The 18,295-nt window shown below is 68.4% G+C and carries 15 protein-coding genes and 1 other RNA gene; 9 read left to right on the top strand and 7 right to left on the bottom strand.

Annotation, left to right across the window (positions count from 1 at the left end; genetic code table 11):
- The first annotated feature begins 38 nt into the window (after positions 1 to 38).
- The 3 genes from ubiG to ssrA all read left to right on the top strand — a co-directional run bounded on the left by ubiG (position 39) and on the right by ssrA (position 1,854).
- Positions 39 to 737 (top strand): bifunctional 2-polyprenyl-6-hydroxyphenol methylase/3-demethylubiquinol 3-O-methyltransferase UbiG, encoded by a 699-nt coding sequence (gene ubiG / locus U4012_RS10590; protein ID WP_044844843.1) that lies wholly within the window; start codon positions 39 to 41, stop codon positions 735 to 737.
- A 13-nt stretch (positions 738 to 750) separates the two neighbouring features.
- A complete protein-coding gene (gene gph, locus U4012_RS10585; protein ID WP_044844844.1) occupies positions 751 to 1,467 on the top strand; it encodes a phosphoglycolate phosphatase in 717 nt (238 codons plus the stop codon).
- 17 nt (positions 1,468 to 1,484) lie between these two features.
- Positions 1,485 to 1,854, top strand: a transfer-messenger RNA (tmRNA) gene (ssrA, locus tag U4012_RS10580).
- Between the two features lie 268 nt (positions 1,855 to 2,122).
- Here the strand turns inward: ssrA and U4012_RS10575 are convergent.
- From U4012_RS10575 to U4012_RS10565, 3 genes are all read right to left on the bottom strand, one after another.
- Entirely contained in the window at positions 2,123 to 2,476 is a 354-nt protein-coding gene (locus tag U4012_RS10575) for a DUF4148 domain-containing protein (protein ID WP_321798318.1), read from the bottom strand.
- 303 nt (positions 2,477 to 2,779) lie between these two features.
- A complete protein-coding gene (locus U4012_RS10570) occupies positions 2,780 to 3,049 on the bottom strand; it encodes a hypothetical protein (RefSeq protein ID WP_044844846.1) in 270 nt (89 codons plus the stop codon).
- Between the two features lie 101 nt (positions 3,050 to 3,150).
- On the bottom strand, positions 3,151 to 4,257 hold the full coding sequence (locus U4012_RS10565; protein WP_321798315.1) for a substrate-binding domain-containing protein: 1,107 nt from the start codon (positions 4,255 to 4,257) through the stop codon (positions 3,151 to 3,153).
- A gap of 130 nt (positions 4,258 to 4,387) precedes the next feature.
- Between U4012_RS10565 and U4012_RS10560 the strand changes: the two genes are divergently transcribed.
- From U4012_RS10560 to U4012_RS10545, 4 genes are read left to right on the top strand one after another with little or no spacing between them, the layout of a single operon-like run.
- Positions 4,388 to 4,888: an NAD(P)H-dependent oxidoreductase subunit E gene (locus U4012_RS10560; protein ID WP_044844848.1), complete on the top strand. Its 501-nt coding sequence runs from the start codon at positions 4,388 to 4,390 to the stop codon at positions 4,886 to 4,888.
- On the top strand, positions 4,885 to 6,462 hold the full coding sequence (locus tag U4012_RS10555) for a formate dehydrogenase beta subunit (protein WP_321798313.1): 1,578 nt from the start codon (positions 4,885 to 4,887) through the stop codon (positions 6,460 to 6,462). Before U4012_RS10560 ends, U4012_RS10555 begins: the two co-directional genes overlap by 4 nt.
- Positions 6,463 to 6,479: 17 nt before the next feature.
- Positions 6,480 to 9,431, top strand: coding sequence for a formate dehydrogenase subunit alpha (gene fdhF / locus U4012_RS10550; protein ID WP_321798311.1), 2,952 nt, complete (start codon positions 6,480 to 6,482; stop codon positions 9,429 to 9,431).
- A 7-nt stretch (positions 9,432 to 9,438) separates the two neighbouring features.
- Entirely contained in the window at positions 9,439 to 9,690 is a 252-nt protein-coding gene (locus tag U4012_RS10545) for a formate dehydrogenase subunit delta (RefSeq protein WP_124487818.1), read from the top strand.
- Between the two features lie 8 nt (positions 9,691 to 9,698).
- Here the strand turns inward: U4012_RS10545 and U4012_RS10540 are convergent, their stop codons facing one another.
- Positions 9,699 to 11,363 carry an FAD-dependent monooxygenase gene (locus U4012_RS10540; RefSeq protein ID WP_044844852.1) on the bottom strand — a complete coding sequence of 555 codons (1,665 nt, stop codon included), beginning with the start codon at positions 11,361 to 11,363 and terminating at the stop codon, positions 9,699 to 9,701.
- A 130-nt stretch (positions 11,364 to 11,493) separates the two neighbouring features.
- Here U4012_RS10540 and U4012_RS10535 point away from each other — a divergent pair, with 130 nt between their 5' ends.
- A complete protein-coding gene (locus U4012_RS10535) occupies positions 11,494 to 13,332 on the top strand; it encodes a tetratricopeptide repeat protein (protein WP_415750370.1) in 1,839 nt (612 codons plus the stop codon).
- A 75-nt stretch (positions 13,333 to 13,407) separates the two neighbouring features.
- On the opposite strand, the gene U4012_RS10530 is transcribed toward U4012_RS10535, so the two are convergent.
- Positions 13,408 to 14,703: an MFS transporter gene (locus U4012_RS10530; RefSeq protein ID WP_321798305.1), complete on the bottom strand. Its 1,296-nt coding sequence runs from the start codon at positions 14,701 to 14,703 to the stop codon at positions 13,408 to 13,410.
- A gap of 168 nt (positions 14,704 to 14,871) precedes the next feature.
- On the opposite strand from U4012_RS10530, the gene U4012_RS10525 reads away from it, so the two are divergent.
- A complete protein-coding gene (locus tag U4012_RS10525; protein WP_321798303.1) occupies positions 14,872 to 16,023 on the top strand; it encodes a hypothetical protein in 1,152 nt (383 codons plus the stop codon).
- Positions 16,024 to 16,103: 80 nt separating this feature from the next.
- On the opposite strand, the gene U4012_RS10520 is transcribed toward U4012_RS10525, so the two are convergent.
- Positions 16,104 to 16,817 (bottom strand): DUF2968 domain-containing protein, encoded by a 714-nt coding sequence (locus U4012_RS10520; RefSeq protein ID WP_321798301.1) that lies wholly within the window; start codon positions 16,815 to 16,817, stop codon positions 16,104 to 16,106.
- Between the two features lie 114 nt (positions 16,818 to 16,931).
- Entirely contained in the window at positions 16,932 to 18,116 is a 1,185-nt protein-coding gene (locus tag U4012_RS10515) for a gamma-glutamyl-gamma-aminobutyrate hydrolase family protein (RefSeq protein WP_044849226.1), read from the bottom strand.
- Between the last annotated feature and the right edge of the window lie 179 nt (positions 18,117 to 18,295).

The raw sequence follows: 18,295 nt of genomic DNA, 5'->3' as shown, positions 1-18,295 counted from the left end.
CCGACGCATCGCCCTCCTTCCGTAGCCCGTTTGCCGACATGACCAACGCCGATCCGCACGAACTCCAGAAATTCAGCGACCTCGCCCATCGGTGGTGGGATCCGAATGCCGAATTCAAGCCCCTGCACGACCTGAACCCGGTCCGGCTCGGCTGGATCGATTCGCATGCGCACCTCGCCGGCAAGCGCGCGCTCGATATCGGCTGCGGCGGCGGCATCCTGTCCGAATCGATGGCCGGACTCGGCGCGCAGGTGAAAGGCATCGACCTGTCGACCGAAGCGCTCGGCGTGGCCGACCTGCACAGCCTCGAAAGCGGCATCACGGTCGATTACGAGGCGATCGCCGCCGAAGCGATTGCCGAACGCGAGCCGGGCACCTACGACGTCGTCACGTGCATGGAAATGCTCGAGCACGTCCCGTCGCCGGCCGGCGTCGTCGCCGCGTGCGCGACGCTCGTGAAGCCGGGCGGCTGGGTGTTCTTCTCCACGCTGAACCGCAACCTGAAGTCCTACCTGTTCGCAGTGATCGGTGCGGAGTACATCGCGCAGATGCTGCCGAAGGGCACCCACGACTACGCGCGCTTCATCCGCCCGTCGGAACTGGCGAGTTTCGTGCGCGGGACCGATCTGCATATCGTGGAGATCAAGGGCATCACCTATCACCCGATCGGCAAGCGCTTCGCGCTGTCGAACGATACCGACATCAACTATCTCGTCGCGTGCCGCCGCGGCGCGTGACCTTCCGACCGGCATGACGACTCCCCTTTCGACCGGGCGGCCCGCACTCGACGAGCCGCGCCTGCTGCACTGCGATGCCGTGCTGTTCGACCTCGACGGCACGCTCGCCGACACGGCGCCCGATCTCGCCGCCGCCGTCAACAAGATGCAGCGCGTGCGCGGCCTGCCCGAAACATCGCTCGACGTGCTGCGGCCGCTGGCATCGGCCGGTGCGCGCGGCCTGCTTGGCGGCGCATTCGGCATCGACCCGCAATCGGCCGGCTACGAAGCGATGCGCGACGAGTTCCTGACCAATTACGCGACGGACATCTGCGTGCACACCGTGCTGTTCCCCGGCATCGGCGACGTGCTCGACGAACTCGATGCGCGCGGCGTGCGCTGGGGCATCGTCACGAACAAGGCGATGCGCCTCACCGCGCCGCTCGCCGACCTGCTCGGCCTTGCGCCGCGCGCGGCCTGCATCGTCGGGGGCGACACAACGCCGCACTCGAAACCGCATCCGGCCCCGCTGCTGCACGCGGCCGGACAGATGACGCTCGCGCCCGAGCGCATCGTCTATGTCGGCGATGACCTTCGCGACATCCAGGCCGGCAGCGCGGCAGGGATGGCAACCGTCGCGGCTGCCTATGGCTACTGCGGCGACGGTGCCGCGCCGGCCGACTGGCAGGCGCAGCATCTCGTCGGCTCGACGCAGGAACTGCGCGAACTGCTGCGCGATGTTGGGCTATAATGTTTGATCTTATCCGCGGGGGCGACCTGGTTTCGACAGGGGTTGTGAAGCGGCTAGGGCATGTCGAGGACCCGTCACCTCGTTAATCAATGGGAAAATCGTAACTGCAAACGACGATACGTTCGCACTGGCAGCCTAACGGCCGCCGTCCTCTGCCTAGTTCACTGACGGGCTAGTGTCGCAAGACCGGTAGCAATACCGCCAGAGGTCATTTACGTCAGTTAAGCCCTGTCGGCGTCGCGACGCCAGGGTCGAAAACCTAGCGAATCGCCGTAGTGCAGCGTGTTCGTCCGCGTCGCTGCGGTTAAATCAAAAGACTGAACTAAACATGTAGAACTAGTCGTGGAGCGCTTCTGGACGCGGGTTCGATTCCCGCCGCCTCCACCAAATTCCGCGCTTGACGCACGAACCCCGCACGACGCAAGTCTGCGGGGTTTTTTGTTGCCGGTGCGCCCCACCTCCCGCGCCCTCCGAAAAAGCGCCCGGCCCGGGCCGGCCAGGCGGAATGCCACCGATACGCCGGCGACAGGAGGTGACGGAGGTTCGGCACCGTCCGCGCTGTGCTTAAGCGCAGTGGACGGCACCTGCCCGGCACCGCGACCGGACGCGACGCATCGTCGCACCGGCGGCGCGGCCCCGCCGGGCAATGCGCAGCTTAGCTGCCGCGATACAGCGACTTCATTTCTTCCGCGCTGGCCGGACGCACGCCGATCGCACGCGAGCCCGCTGCCGATGCGCCCTGCCCCTGCGCGCCGTAACCGCTGGCGTCGACGCCTTGCGCCTGGGCCAACGCGCTGCGCTGCTGCTCTGCAACACGCGCGGTTGCGGCCTGGATCGCTTCCGGATAGTGCGGATCTTCGCCGCGGGCGGTGTTGTAACCGGCCTGCTGGAGCTGAACCAGTTCGGCGCGAACCTGTGCGCGGGTGAGTGCCGAGCCGGACTGTGCAAACGAAACGACCGGAGCAACGAGAGCGGCAGCAACGACAACGGCTTGAACGAGCGACTTCATGATGACCTACCTCCAGATTTGTCTGATTTAGCGGTGAACACCCGTTCATCGCTGACAAACCGAAGTTTATGTAGGCGGATGCTTAAGAATAAGGCAGGTTTCAGGAAGACATCCTTCCTGGATTGCGGGTTAACCCTAAAATCCCGACAGGCGCCCGATCCGGCATCGCACGATCGCACTGGACTGCGACCGGCCATAAAGCACGAGCCCCGCAAGGCAGCATGCCCTGCGGGGCTCGAAAAGAACCGCGCGGCATCGGCGCGGCCGGACAGACGCGTCGACGACCCGCGCGCCTGCGTTGGTTTATTGAGTGTCCAGCGGGCACTTCAGGTTGCAGCCGTTCGGATCCCCCATATCGCCCTTGCGGCGCAATGCCGACTTCTTGCCGCTCTGATATTTCTGCGACGGCGCAGACGCCGCGAACGGCATCTGCGGATGCTCGTTCAGGCGGAACTGTTCGCTCAGGATGCCGCCAGGCACGCCCGGGGAATTCTGCGCAAGCGCAAACGGCGAAACAGCGACGAGAAGCCCTGCGGTCAACGCTGCCGCGGCGAAGGGAACGGAAAGTTTCATGGCGGGATGACGCCTGAACGGCGTGCTTGTTGGAACGTTGATCAAGCGGCAAGCGTAGCGCAAATCCCTCGCTGCTGCAGCGCGGCTCGCGTGCATTCCCGTTACCGTGCGTTGCCGTCCGGCGCACCGGCCGCGGCCGTACCGGCGAAGCCCTCCGCGACACCGGCCAGCGTCCCGCACGCCGCCGGATCGTAGCCGTCGAGATGCGCGACGCGCTCGACGAAACGTGCATCGCGCAGCAAGGCGAGCACGCCTGCGAGCGGTCGCGAGTCGAGCTGCGCGCGTTCGCACGCGAAGTAGTAGTCCTCGTCGACGACCGGGATGAAATCGAGCCCGAAATGACGGGCGGCCGGCTCGACGCCGAAGCCGAGATCGGCCATCCCGCTCGCGACGAACGCGGCGATCGCCGAGTGCGTGAGCTCGGCCGACGCATAACCGTCGATACGCTCGGGATCGATACCGATCGCGCGCAACGCGAGATCGAGCAGCATGCGCGTGCCCGACCCCGGCTGCCGATTGACGAAGCGGATGTCGTGGCGGGCGAGATCGGCGAGCCCGCCGACCTGCTTCGGGTTGCCGCGCGGCACGAACAGCCCCTGCTGGCGACGCGTCAGATGAATCAGCACGTGACGCGTGTCGTCGAGCCACGGCCGGTAGATCTGCGCGCACCGTTCGCGGAACGCGCCGCGCGGCAGATGGAAGCCGGCCAGCTCGCATTCGCCGCGCGCGAGCGCCTGCACGGCCTCGACGCTCTCGCGATACTTGATGTCGACGGCGGCCTGCGCATCGACGAGCGCGGAAACGAGCGCCGCAACCGCATAGCCGTGCGACGCATGGATGCGCACGGCGCCGTCGCGCTGTGCGAGCCGCCGGTTCAGGTCGCTCGCCACCTCGGCCGCCAGCGCGCGCAGGTTCCCGTCGAGACGGCTGCGCGCGAGCCGCTGCGCGTCGACGACCGCCTGCCCCAGCTCGGACAATGTCGATCCCTTGCCGCGCGCGGTCTCGATCAACTCGCCGCCGACGCACGCCTCCAGCGCCCGCAGCATGCCCCACGCGTGCCGATACGACAGCCCTTTCGCCTGCGCGGCCTGTGCAATGCTGCCCGTATCGGCCACGAGGTCCAGCAACGGGGCGACATCCGACAGGCTCGCCGTGCGGCCCTGCGTGTCGCGTACGGTCAGATACGCGTCGCATTCGATTCGAATCAATTATGCACTCCGATTTCCTATTGCGACTGCGAAATCTTCCGCTTATCGTTGCTCAAAATCAATCAGGACGAAGTCCCGGTGTGCACTATATGAATCAAGGGCACATATGAGACTTTGGAGGAGCACAACGATGTCCCCGAATTCCCCCGCGCCCGACGCGCTCGTCGAGCGTCATGCGCGCGCCGGCCGCTCGCTCGTCGCGATCCTGCATGCGATCCAGGACGAGGCCGGCTACGTACCGGCAGGCTGCGTCGCGCCGCTCGCGAAGGCGCTGAATCTGTCGCGTGCCGAAGTGCACGGCGTGCTCACCTACTATCACCACTTCCGCACCGCGCCGCCCGCGCGCGTGACGATCCAGATGTGCCGCGCCGAGGCGTGCCGCAGCATGGGCTGCGAAGCGCTGGCCGCACACGCGGAAGCGCGCACGGGTTGCCGGTTCGACGCCGCGCACGGCGATGGCGCCGACGCGCACGCGCCGGGAGACGTCGCGCTCGAGTCGGTCTACTGCCTCGGGCTGTGCGCACAATCGCCGTCGATGACGGTCAACGGCGTGCTGCACGCAAAGGTCACGCCGGAGAAGTTCGACGCCCTGCTCGCCGACGCGGCCGCCCACACCCCGGAGGCCGCATGACGACCCGCATCTACGTTCCGCGCGATTCGTCCGCGCTGGCGCTCGGCGCCGACGCCCTCGCCGCCGCGATCGTCGCGGAAGCCGAGCGGCGCGGCGTCGCGATCGAACTGATCCGCAACGGTTCGCGCGGGCTGCTGTGGCTCGAGCCGCTCGTCGAGGTCGGCACGGCCGCCGGGCGCGTCGGCTACGCGAACCTGTCGGCGGCCGATGTGCCCGCCCTGTTCGACGCAAACTGGCTCGACGGCGGCACGCACCCGAGCGGCGTCGGCCTCGTCGACGCGCTGCCCTATCTCGCGCGCCAGCAGCGCCTCACGTTCGCGCGCATCGGCCTGACCGATCCGCTGTCGATCGACGACTACCTGAAGCATGACGGCCTCGCCGGCCTGAAGAACGCGCTCGCACTCGACGGCGACGCCGCGTGCGAGCAGCTGATCGAATCGGGACTGCGCGGCCGCGGCGGCGCGGCCTTCCCGGCCGGCATCAAGTGGCGCACGGTCCGGCAGGCGCGCGCCGCACAAAAGTACATCGTCTGCAACGCGGACGAAGGCGATTCGGGCACGTTCTCCGATCGCCTGCTCATGGAATGCGATCCGTACTGCCTGATCGAAGGGATGATCATCGCGGGCATCGCGACGGGCGCGACACTCGGCTACATCTACGTGCGCAGCGAATACCCGCATGCGATCGCGGCACTCGAAGCGGCGATCGAGCGCGCTCGCGAAGCCGGCTGGCTCGGCGAACGCGTGCTCGGCTCCGCGCATGCGTTCGACCTGCACGTCGCGAAGGGCGCCGGTTCGTACGTGTGCGGCGAGGAAACGGCGCTGCTCGAATCGCTCGAAGGCAAGCGCGGCGTCGTGCGCGCGAAGCCGCCGCTGCCGGCGCTCGCCGGCCTGTTCGGCCAGCCGACCGTGATCAACAACGTGATCACGCTCGCGACCGCGCCGGTGATCTTCGCGCGCGGCGCCGCGTTCTATCGCGACTACGGGATGGGCCGCTCGCGCGGCACGCTGCCGTTCCAGCTCGCGGGCAACATCCGTCACGGCGGCCTCGTCGAGCTCGCGTTCGGCGTCACGCTGCGCGAGCTGCTGTTCGACTACGGCGGCGGCACGGCCAGCGGCCGGCCCGCGCGCGCCGCCCAGGTCGGCGGCCCGCTCGGCACCTACCTGCCCGAACACCAGTGGGACGTGCCGCTCGACTACGAGGCGTACGCGGCGATCGGCGCGGTGGTCGGCCACGGCGGCATCGTGCTGCACGACGACACGTCGAATCTCGCGGAGCTCGCCGAATACGCGATGAAGTTCTGCGCGATCGAATCGTGCGGCAAGTGCACGCCCTGCCGGATCGGCTCGACGCGCGGCGTCGAGACGATCGCGCGGATTCGCGAAGGCGACACGTCGGAGCGTCAGGTCACGCTGCTGCGCGACCTGTGCGACACGATGCTCGCCGGCTCGCTGTGCGCGATGGGCGGGATGACGCCGTATCCGGTGCTGTCCGCGCTCGACCATTTCCCCGAAGATTTCGGGCTCGCCGCCGGCAAGCAAGCCGCGTCGGGTCCGGTCAAGGCTGCGGCCTGACCCAGAAGGAGCCATGCATGTCCCTCGACACGAACAACGTCCGCCAAGGCGGCTGCGGCTCGGGCCAATGCGCGTGCAAGAGCGCCGCTGAGGCGCGCGTGCGCGATCCGTTCGACGAAACCGACTACGGCACGCCGCAACGGCATGCCGATACCGACGTCACGCTCGAAATCGACGGTCAGCCGGTCACGGTGCCGGCCGGCACGTCGGTAATGCGCGCCGCGATCGAAGCCGGCGTCAACGTGCCCAAGCTCTGCGCGACCGATTCGCTCGAACCGTTCGGCTCGTGCCGTCTGTGCCTGGTCGAAATCGAAGGCCGGCGCGGCTATCCGGCATCGTGCACGACGCCCGCCGAAGCCGGGATGAAGGTGCGTACGCAGTCGGACCGGCTGCAGTCGCTGCGCCGCAACGTGATGGAGCTGTACATCTCCGACCATCCGCTCGACTGCCTCACCTGCCCCGCCAACGGCGACTGCGAACTGCAGGACATGGCGGGCGTGGTGGGCTTGCGCGAAGTGCGCTACGGCAACGACTGCGCCAATCACCTGCGCGACCAGAAGGACGAATCGAATCCGTACTTCACGTACGATCCGTCGAAGTGCATCGTCTGCAACCGCTGCGTGCGGGCATGCGAGGAAACGCAAGGCACGTTCGCGCTGACGATCGCCGCACGCGGTTTCGAATCGCGCGTCGCCGCCGGCGAAAGCGAATCGTTCATGGCATCGGAATGCGTATCGTGCGGCGCGTGCGTCGCCGCGTGCCCGACGGCCACCTTGCAGGAAAAGACCGTCGTCCAGCTCGGCCAGGCCGAGCATTCGGTCGTCACGACCTGCGCGTACTGCGGCGTCGGCTGCTCGTTCAAGGCCGAGATGAAGGGCACGCAGGTCGTGCGCATGACGCCGCACAAGAACGGCCTCGCGAACGAAGGCCACGCGTGCGTGAAGGGCCGCTTCGCGTGGGGCTACGCGACGCACAAGGACCGCATCACGAAGCCGATGATCCGCGAGAAGATCACCGACCCGTGGCGCGAAGTCAGCTGGGAAGAGGCGCTCACCTATGCGGCGACGCAGTTCCGCAAGCTGCAGCAGAAGTACGGCCGCGATTCGATCGGCGGCATCACGTCGTCGCGCTGCACGAACGAGGAAACCTACCTCGTGCAGAAGCTCGTTCGCGCCGCGTTCGGCAACAACAACGTCGACACCTGCGCACGCGTGTGCCACTCGCCGACCGGCTATGGCCTGAAGACGACGCTCGGCGAATCGGCCGGCACGCAGACCTTCGCGTCGGTAAGCCAGGCCGACGTGATCGTCGTGATGGGCGCGAACCCGACCGACGGGCACCCGGTGTTCGGCTCGCGCATGAAGCGGCGCATCCGCGAGGGCGCGAAGCTGATCGTGATCGACCCGCGCCGCATCGACGTGGTCGACGGCCCGCACGTGAAGGCCACGCACCACCTGCAGTTGCGCCCGGGCACCAACGTCGCGATCGTCAACGCGCTCGCGCACGTGATCGTCACCGAAGGGCTCGTCGCCGACGCATTCGTCGCCGAGCGCTGCGACACGCGCGCGTTCGAGCAATGGCGCGACTTCGTATCGCGCGCCGAGAACTCGCCCGAAGCGACCGCCGACGTAACGGGCGTGCCGGCCGCGCTGGTGCGCGAAGCCGCGCGTCTCTATGCGACGGGCGGCAACGCCGCGATCTACTACGGCCTCGGCGTGACCGAACACGCGCAAGGCTCGACGACGGTGATGGGCATCGCGAACCTCGCGATGGCGACCGGCAACATCGGCCGCGAAGGCGTCGGCGTCAATCCGCTGCGCGGCCAGAACAACGTGCAGGGTTCGTGCGACATGGGCTCGTTCCCGCATGAACTGCCCGGCTACCGGCACATCAGCGACGAAGTCGTACGCACGCAGTTCGAACAGGCATGGTCGGCCACGCTGCAGCCGGAACCGGGGCTGCGCATCCCGAACATGTTCGACGCGGCGCTCGACGGCAGCTTCAAGGGCCTCTACTGCCAGGGCGAGGACATCGTCCAGTCGGACCCGAACACGCAGCACGTCGCGGCCGCGCTGTCGTCGATGGAATGCATCGTCGTGCAGGACATCTTCCTGAACGAAACCGCGAAATACGCGCACGTGCTGCTGCCGGGCTCGACGTTCCTCGAGAAGGACGGCACGTTCACGAACGCGGAGCGCCGCATCTCGCGCGTGCGCAAGGTGATGCCGCCGCTCGCGGGCTACGCGGACTGGGAAGTGACGCTGCTGCTGTCGCGGGCGCTCGGCTACGACATGCACTACACGCATCCGTCGGAAATCATGGACGAGATCGCGCGGCTCACGCCGACCTTCTCCGGTGTGTCGTACGAGAAGCTCGATGCGCTCGGCAGCATCCAGTGGCCGTGCAACGAGCAGGCGCCGGACGGCACGCCGACGATGCACATCGACGCATTCGTGCGCGGCAAGGGCCGGTTCGTGATCACGCAGTTCATTCCGACGCCGGAAAAGGTCACGCAGCGCTATCCGCTGATCCTGACCACGGGTCGCATCCTGTCGCAATACAACGTCGGCGCGCAGACGCGCCGGACCGAGAACGTGCAGTGGCACGAAGAGGACCGTCTCGAGATCCATCCGCACGACGCGGAGGATCGCGGAATCCGGACCGGCGACTGGGTCGGTATCGAATCGCGGGCGGGCCAGACCGTGTTGCGCGCGCTCGTGTCCGACCGCATGCAGCCGGGTGTCGTGTACACGACGTTCCACTTCCCCGAATCGGGCGCGAACGTGATCACGACGGACAGCTCCGACTGGGCGACGAACTGCCCGGAATACAAGGTGACGGCCGTGCAGGTGATGCCGGTCGCGCAGCCGTCGGACTGGCAGCGCGCGTATGCGCGCTTCAACTCGGAGCAGCTCGACCTGCTCGAGCGCCGCGCCGCCACGCCGGCCGCCGTGACGACGGGCAAGTGAGGACGCGATGGACAACGGACACCTGGTCGACATGGCCAACCAGATCGGCGCGTTCTTCGAATCGATGCCCGATCGCGAAGAAGCGCTGAGCGGGATCGCCGAGCATATCCGGCGCTTCTGGGAACCGCGGATGCGTCGTGCATTGCTCGCCGCGCTCGACGATCCGTCGAGCGAGGCCGGACAACGCGCGGCGCCGATCGTGCGCGACGCGATCGCCGCGCACCGTGCATCGCTCGTACCGGCCGCGGCCTCCGCCTGAGCGCCCCGCTACGCAGGCACCGACATGCCCGCGAACCAGCTTTCGCAGTGGCGCAGCAGCGCGTTCGCGTCGGTGGCGGTACGGCCGCGCACCGCGATGTAGCCGTCGGGCCGCAGCAGGTAGAACGACGGCCTCGAGCGGCCGTATACCTGCGCAAGCCCATCCGTGCCGTCGCTTTCGGCATCGGCTACGCGCCATGTTCGCACGGCGCCCGGCATGATCCGCTCCAGCCCCTGCACAAGCGCCTGCGCATCCGCGGGCATCGGCGGCACGTCGCCCGTCTCGCCGGCGTCGGCACCTGCCGGTTCCTCGAGCAGCAGCAGCGTAAAGCTCGCCGGGTCGTGCAGGTCGTATAGCCGCGCGGTTCCGGGCGCCCGGCCGAGCGGCCCGTCGACCACGTGCACGAGCGCGTCAGGCGCGCGCTCGCCGGCGCGCGGCCCGCCGTCGAGCACGCGTTCGAGCGTGAGCGGGCTTTTCCGGTATTGCACGCCGAGCTCGCTGACGGTGCGGCGCACCGCGTCGCGCACCGGCCCGAACGACGCCAGCAGCGGCACGACATGATCGCGCAGCAGCTTCATCGCGCCGTGGTCGGCTTCGACGATCTGCGTGACGAGGCCGGTCTGCCGCAATACATCACGCTCGATCGGGTGGCGCTCGGCGTGATACGTGTCGAGCAGGCGCTCCGGCGTGCCCGCGCCGAGCACGCGCGCGAGCTTCCAGCCGAGATTGAACGCTTCCTGGATGCCCGTGTTCATGCCCTGCGCGCCCGCCGGGCTGTGAACGTGCGCGGCGTCGCCCGCGAAGAATACCCGCCCGTGACGCAGTCGCTCGACCATCCGGCTATGCAGGCGGAAATACGTCGACCACGCGAGATCGCTCGGCGCAATCGACGCACCGACGCGCGCGCGCACGATCGCCTCGCATTCGTCGAGCGACGGGGTCGAGGGCGTGAGTCCGTCGGGCGATGCGTCGCTGCCGGGCGGCCGGTCGGCAACGAGCCGGTAGCGGCCGCCGCCCATCGGAAACAGCCCCGCGATGCCGTCGGGCGTCGTGAACAGATGGATCTCCTCGTCCGGCCAGTCGGGTATCGCCGCGAAATCGGCGAGCAGGAAAGTCTGCTCGAACGCATGCCCGGCGAAGCCCAGGCCAAGCAGGTGGCGCACCGTGCTGTGCGCGCCGTCGGCGGCGATCAGGTACGAGGGCGCGAACGCCTGTTCACGACCGTCGGCATCGCGGATCGTCACGTCGAGCGACGGTCCGCCCGCATCGCATGCGGTGAGCGTGACGCCGCGTTCGACGGTCACGCCGAACCCGGCCAGATGCTCGGCGAGCAGCCGCTCGGTGATGCTCTGGTCGAGAAACAGCAGATACGGATAACGCGTTTGCAGCGGATCGAAATCGAGCCGCGCGATCACGCGGCCGTCCGCATGCAGCGCGGCCGCATGGGCGCGATGCCCCAGCGCGAGAAACGGTTCGACCGCGCGATGCTGCTCCAGCAGTTCGAGCGTGCGTGCCTGGATGCCGATCGCGCGCGAATACGGCGCGGGCACGGCCAGCCGGTCGATGATGCGCACCGGCACGCGGGCGCGCGCGAGACTCATCGCTGCGGCAAGGCCGGTGGGGCCTGCGCCGACGATCAGCACGGGCGGGATATCGAGCAGTGTGTCAGCCATGAGAACCTCGATGACACGCGATTGTGCAAGTCTACGCCGCTCCGCGTGACGGGGCCATATGCCGACCGGCCGATCTGGGGTGCCCGCGCGCAGTGTGGGAAAATACGCGCTTTCCGTCAGTTTTCGCGTCATGGAATCCGCATTCGACCGAGCGTATGCCGCGCACCGCGCGGGCCGCCTCGCCGAGGCCGAGCACGGCTATCGCGCCGCACTCGCCACCCATCCCGCCGACGCCGACGCGCTGCATCTGTTCGGCGTGCTGCGGCATCAGCAGGGCCAGCATGCCGAGGCGGCCGATCTCGTCGGGCGTGCGGTCGAGTTGCGCCCGAACGACGCCGCGCTGCAGCTCAATCTCGGCAACGCGCTGAAGGCGCTCGGCCGGCTCGACGAAGCGATCGACCGCTTTCGCAACGCGCTGACGCTCGCGCCCGAATTTCCGCTCGCGCACTACAACCTCGGCAACGCCTATGCGGCACTGCAGCGCCACGAAGATGCCGTCGACGCATTTGCCCGCGCACTTCGGCTCACACCGGACGACGCATCGATCCACAACAACCTCGGCAACGCGCTGAATGCGCTCGGCCGTCACGACGATGCGCTCGCCGCGTTCCATCGAGCGCTCGAGCTGCGGCCCGGGCATGCCGGCGCGCACAACAATCTCGCGATGGCGCTGAACGCGATGGGCCGGGCCGACGACGCGATCGCCCATTTCCAGGCGGCGATCGCCGCACAGCCACGCTTCGTCGCCGCGCATTTCAATCTCGGCAACACGCTCGAGGCGCTCGGCCGTCATGGCGAAGCCGCCGCCGCATTCGAAGCCGCGCTCGCGCTGCACCCGCCGTTTCCGCTCGCCCTCTTCGGGCTCGCGAACGCGCTGTGCGCGCAGGCACGCCAGCGCGAAGCGCTGCCCTACTACGAACGCGCGGTCGGTCTCGATCCGTCGTTCAGTCTCGCGTGGTTGAACCTCGGCAACGCGCATCACGCACTCGGCGCGCACGAGATGGCGCTGCGCGCGTTCGACCAGGCGCTGCGCGTCGCCCCCGACCTGAAACTCGCGCAGCTGCACCGCGCCGTCACGCTGCTGACGCTGGGCGACTTCGCCCGCGGCCTGCCCGCGTACGAAACGCGCCACGACACGCCGGGCGCGACGCCGCTCGGCACGCTGCCGCGCTGGCAAGGCGAGCCGATTGCCGCGCGCACGCTGCTGATCCGCGCGGAACAGGGCTTCGGCGACACGCTGCAGTTCGTCCGCTTCGTGCCGCTCGCCCGCGCGCGCTGCGCGCGCGTCGTGCTCGAAGTGCAGCCGGAACTCGTCGCGCTGCTCGCACCGGCCGCGGCACGCTGGCGCGTGACGCTCGTCGCGCAGGGCGCCGCGAAGCCGCCGGCGGCGGACATCGCATGCACGCTGATGAGCCTGCCGTTCCTGCTCGGCCTGCAGCCGGCCGACATCGTCGCGGGCACACGCTACCTCGACGTGCCGGACAGCACGCAGCGGCGCTTTCGCGGCTCGCTGGGCGGCCAGTCGAAGCGCAAGTTCGGCCTTGCGTGGACGGGACGCCGGCAGGCACAGGAAAACCGCTCGATGCCGTTCGACGCGCTCGCGCCGCTGCTCGCGCTGCCGGACATCGACTGGATCGTGCTGCAGCCGGCGCTCGACGACGACGAACGGGCACGCGTCGACGCGCATCCCCGCATGCATCGCCTCGACGGGCGGCTGAACGACTTCGCCGACACGGCAGCGCTGATCGAACGGCTCGACGGCGTCGTCACGATCGATACGGCGGTCGCGCACCTCGCGGGCGCGCTCGGCAAGCCGCTGTGGATCATGCTGCCGTTCGCACCCGACTGGCGCTGGTTCACCGGCGACGACTGTCCGTGGTATCCGCGAGCGAGGCTCGCCCGCCAGTCCGCACCGGGACAATGGCTCGACGTGGCGGCGGCGGTCGCCGCCGCGCTGCGCGACGCCTGAATACCCGAGCGCAGACAAAAAAGGGAGCGCGGCGCGCTCCCTTTTTTCAGTCGACGTGATGCGATACAGGCGGCGTCAGGCCGACTTGTACTGGTTGCGCGCTTCGCGCGTGCGATACAACACGAGCGTCGCGATCAATCCGCAGAATGCGGCGACGCTCAGCCACAGCCCCGGTGCCGCCTTGTTGCCGGTCTGGTGGATCAGCAACGTCGAGATCGCCGGCGTGAACCCGCCGATCGTCGTCGCGAGGCTGTACGCGAGCGAGAAGCCGGCCGTGCGCACATCGGCCGGCATCACTTCGGTCAGCGCGACGACCATCGCGCCGTTGTACGAGCCGTACAGGAACGACAGCCACAGCTCGACCGCGAGCAGCCGCAGGAACGACGGATCCGCCACGAGCCACAGCACGGCCGGATAGGCCGACAGCAGCGTGAGCACCGTGAACGCGATCAGCACCGGGCGGCGGCCGATGCGATCCGACAGCGCGCCGGACAGCGGCAGCCAGACGAGATTGGACAGGCCGACGCAGACGGTCACGACGAGTGCGTCGAGCGACGACAGGTGCAGCACTTCCTTGCCGAACGTCGGCGTGTATGCGGTGATCATGTAGAACGACACCGTCGTCATGATCACCATCCCCATGCCGGCGATCACGACGCCCCAGTTTTCGAGCATCGAGCGCATGATCTCGCCCATCGTCGGACGGTGACGCTTCGCGAGGAATTCGTCGGTTTCCTTCAGCGAACGGCGGATCAGGAACAGGAACGGAACGATCAGGCAGCCGATCAGGAACGGAATGCGCCAGCCCCACGCGGTCATGTCCTCGGCCGGCAACGCGCGGTTCAGCAGCACGCCGACGAACGCGGCGAACACGACCGCCACCTGCTGGCTGCCCGATTGCCACGACGTATAGAACCCCTTGTGCCCCTTCGTCGCGATCTCCGACAGGTAGACGGACACGCCGCCGAGCTCGATGCCCGCGGAAAAGCCCTGCAGCAGCCGGCCGAGCAGCACGAGCACCGGCGCGAGCACGCCGATCGTCGCGTAACCCGGTATCGAGGCCACCGTGAGCGTGCCGAGCGCCATTAGCCCGAGGGTCAGGATCAGCCCCTTGCGGCGGCCGTGATGGTCGATGTACGCGCCGAGCACGATCGCGCCGACCGGGCGCATCAGAAAGCCCGCGCCGAACACCGACAGCGACAGCATCAGCGACGCGAACGCGTTGCCGCTCGGAAAGTACGTTTTCGCGATGGCCGACGCGTAATACCCGTAGACCATGAAGTCGTACATTTCCAGGAAGTTGCCGCTGACGACCCGGAACACGGTACGGAATTTCGATTCCTGCGCGACGGCGTGTGTGGCTGTGGACATGGAGTTCTCTCGGCTCGGAAGGCGCGACCTGCGCGCCGTGGGGATCCGACGATGCGCGTCGCGCCGGGCCGGCGCACACGGGCATCGCTGGCAGCCGGCGGCGCCGCGCGCAACGATGCGCATGCCGGCATGGTTGGCGAATGATGCCACGCGAAGCCGACAATTGCCTTGTACCGGGCCGGCGTTGCAGACGCCGCGTCCGGCTCGTACGAATCGCCGCGAAAGGCGCATCAAAATCAGATTGATCCGATCGACCGATCGCGATCGCCTGACCACAATGTCACGATTTGCGACGCACTCCGCGCCGCGGCCGGCCACGCGGCCCGCGTCGCACCGCGTACCGCCCTCATGATTCCATCGCCCCTCGTTTCCGTCGAAGGCTCAATCGCCCGCCCTCGCGTCGCGCCGCTCGACGGCGTGCCGCCGTTCGGCCGCGAATGGCGGTTCGGCGCCGCGTCCGGCAGCCGCTCCGACATCCGCTGCGTGGCAACGTTGACGACTTCGTGCATCGACGTCGACGCGCCGCATCGCACCTGCCGCTGGCAACCGCTGGCCGCCGTACAGCCGTCGTCAGCGGGCGTACCGGCCGTTGCGGCCGGCGCCGCCGGTCGGCATCGGCACATCGCACGTGCCGTTGATCGAGCACACGACCGGCGGGCACGGCATGCCGCCTGCTGGAGCATCGGCGCACTCGCGATCATCGGCGGGCTGATCGTCGCGCACGAACCGTTTCCGGATGTCGCGCGTTCGCCGGTCATGCAAATCGCCAGCGCCGTGCCGGAGCACGCGACGGAATTCACGGGTCGAGTGCGGAACGCCGGGGCCGAGCCCGCCACGGCCATCACGCCGGCACGGCACCACTCGGCGCGGGCCGTTGCCAGTACACCTATCACATCGTCGCAGCCCGCACGCGACGCTGCGCTCGCGCCGTCGCCGCGACTCGCCGACGCCAACGCCGCGCCGGACGTACGACGCGCCGCCACCGCGGCGGCACCGTCGCCGAATCGACCGAACGGCACGCACGCCACAGCCGCGCAAGTCCACCCGCCTTCCGCGCCGCGGTTCGCCGGCCGCCCATCGATCGCGCACGTCGCATCGCGCATGCCAACACCTGGTCGCGCCGGTTCACTGCCGGTTCCGGACACCCGGCACGACCAGCACGCTTCGCTCGACGATCCGCTCACGCTGATCGCGATGGCGAACGCGCTGCACGCCGAACGCCCGGCTCGAACAACCGCTGCGCCCGCCGCCGGTTTCGACTGGACGACGCACCTGTCGCACCGCCGCCTGACCGACACACCCACCACGCTCACCCGCTGACGCGCGGGCAATAAAAAACCCGGCAAAGCACGCTGCGCCGGGTTTTCGTTCGTCGACCGGTCCGTCGGGCCGGCCGCTCGTCACTTGTGCGCGGGCAACCCCGTTTCGGCCTGCCGCTCGAGTTGCCGTACCTGCTCCTGCAGTTCGCGCAACTGCAGCTGCGCCGCCCGCTTCTCGACCTGCAGCGCCTGCGCCTGTTCGTGCGCCGACTTCTGCCGCTGCGCGACCTCGGCCTGCTGGCTGCGCGCGACGCTCAGATCGGCCTGCAGTTGCTGCGCACGATTCGCCTGCAGCGCGATCACGCGTTCGAGAAACGCCTTCTGCGCCTGCAGTTCGGTGCGGCGGATTTCGACGTCCGCGAGTTGCGTCGTCTGCTGGACGAAGTTCGCGTACACCATTTCCGCGCGGGTCTTCTCCTGCGACTTGACCACGCGCCACAGATGCTTGTCCTGGAACAGCGCGACGTAATACGTCATCTCGCGCGGATCGAACATCAGGCTCGCGCCGTAGCTGCCGTTGTAGGTGGTGCGCATCTCGACGATTCGCCCGTCGTGCAGCATCTGCGTGAGCTCGGCGACGTTGCCTTGCGCGGTCGCATCCGTCGCGGAGGCGGCGGACGCGTCGGAAGGAGAAGCCGCCTGCGCGGCATCGCCGCGCAGGCTCGTCACCGCGGGGCGCGAGCCCGCGACCGGCGCGGTCGCGTCGACGGACCACGCCGCGCCCGCGTGCACGCAGGCGGCCAGCGCAACGATCCACGTTGCGCACCGTGCAGGGGAAAAATCTCGGAAGGCCAACGTCAGACTCCGGCGAACGAATCGGGAGTCGCGATTATCGTTCAAAACGAAACGGCCGCATCTCGAATTTAACGGGATGCGGCCGGCCTTCCTGCTCGGTACTGCAAACGCCGGCTACAGGCGCGTTTCGCGTGCCGCGCGCAGGAATGCATCGAGCAGCGGCGTGCAGTCGAGCAGTTCGGCGCCGCCCGCGCGATGAAACTCCGGGTGCCATTGCACGCCGACGACGAACGGCGCGCGCCGGTAGCGAATGCCTTCGATGATCCCGTCGCCGGCCGACACGGCCTCGATATTGAGATCGCGGCCGAGATCGCGGATCGCCTGATGGTGGATCGAGTTCACGATCGCTTCGCTGCGCCCGGGAAACATGCTCGCCAGCGTCGACGAGTCCGGGAAGCGGATCGCGTGGCGATGCTGGTCGTAATGCTCGCTCACGTGCGCGTTCGCGGTCGGTACGTCGGTCGCGATGTCCTGGTACAGCGACCCGCCGAACGCGACGTTGATCAGCTGGCAACCGCGGCACACGCCGAGCACCGGCTTGCCGGACTCGACGAACTCGTGAAACAGCTCGAGCTCGTACATGTCGCGCACGCGATCGCCCGGCCATTCGGGGCGCGCGTCCGACGCCGCGTACGTTTGCGGCGACACGTCGGCGCCGCCTTGCAGCAGCAGGCCGTCGAGATGCTTCGCGTAGTCGCGCAGGCGGATGTTGCTCGGATGCAGCATGCCCTGGTGACCGACGGTCGGGATCATGAACACGAGCACGTCGCGCGACATCACCCAGTGCGCGATCGATTCCTCGAGATACTGCAGCGTCTTGCCGCGCAGCCCCTTCGCGCCGGGCTCCGGATGGAAGATCCGCGCCGACACGCCGATGCGCAGCGTGCGCTGCGTGATCCGCTGGCCGGCGCGATCGAACATCCGGCGTGCGCGCGCCGCGATGATCCGGCCGAATACCGACCACGGCGTGTCGCTTTGCTTCAGGTAAGCCGGCGGCACGTTCTGCGCGCTCGCGGGCGGCGGGCGCGGCGTGTCGAAATCGGGCTGCGCGCCGAAACCGGGCGGCGCTGCACCGGGTTTCGGCGGCGCTGCACTGCCTTCGGCGGCGGCCGTCGTGCCCGCGGCGCCCGGCTCGGACGCCGCCGCGACCGGCGCTGCGCCATTCGCCGCGGCGACCTGCGCAGCGGCAGCCTGCGTGGCGGGCGCCTCCGGCGTGGGCGCCGGACCGGAACGGGGGGAATCGGTGGAAGCGGAAGAAGTGCCGGGCAGACCGGCCGGGGAAGGCGTGTTTTCGCTCATGACGATGGTCTGGTACGTCGCTCGCGCGTATTGGATTGACGAGGATTCATTATGCTTCAGTGCACGATCGCGCGGTAAACCTGCAACATCCTGTCGAAATTGTTGCAAGTCGTCGCATCCCCCGCCGGACGTGCCACCGGCCTCCATTCGATGGTATCGACGGTCGTCCGGGCAAACTG

Source organism: Burkholderia sp. BCC1988 (genome assembly GCF_905339895.1).
GTDB lineage: Bacteria > Pseudomonadota > Gammaproteobacteria > Burkholderiales > Burkholderiaceae > Burkholderia.
The sequence above is the reverse complement of the archived record's forward strand: the minus strand, read 5'-3'. Positions and strand labels throughout refer to the sequence as shown.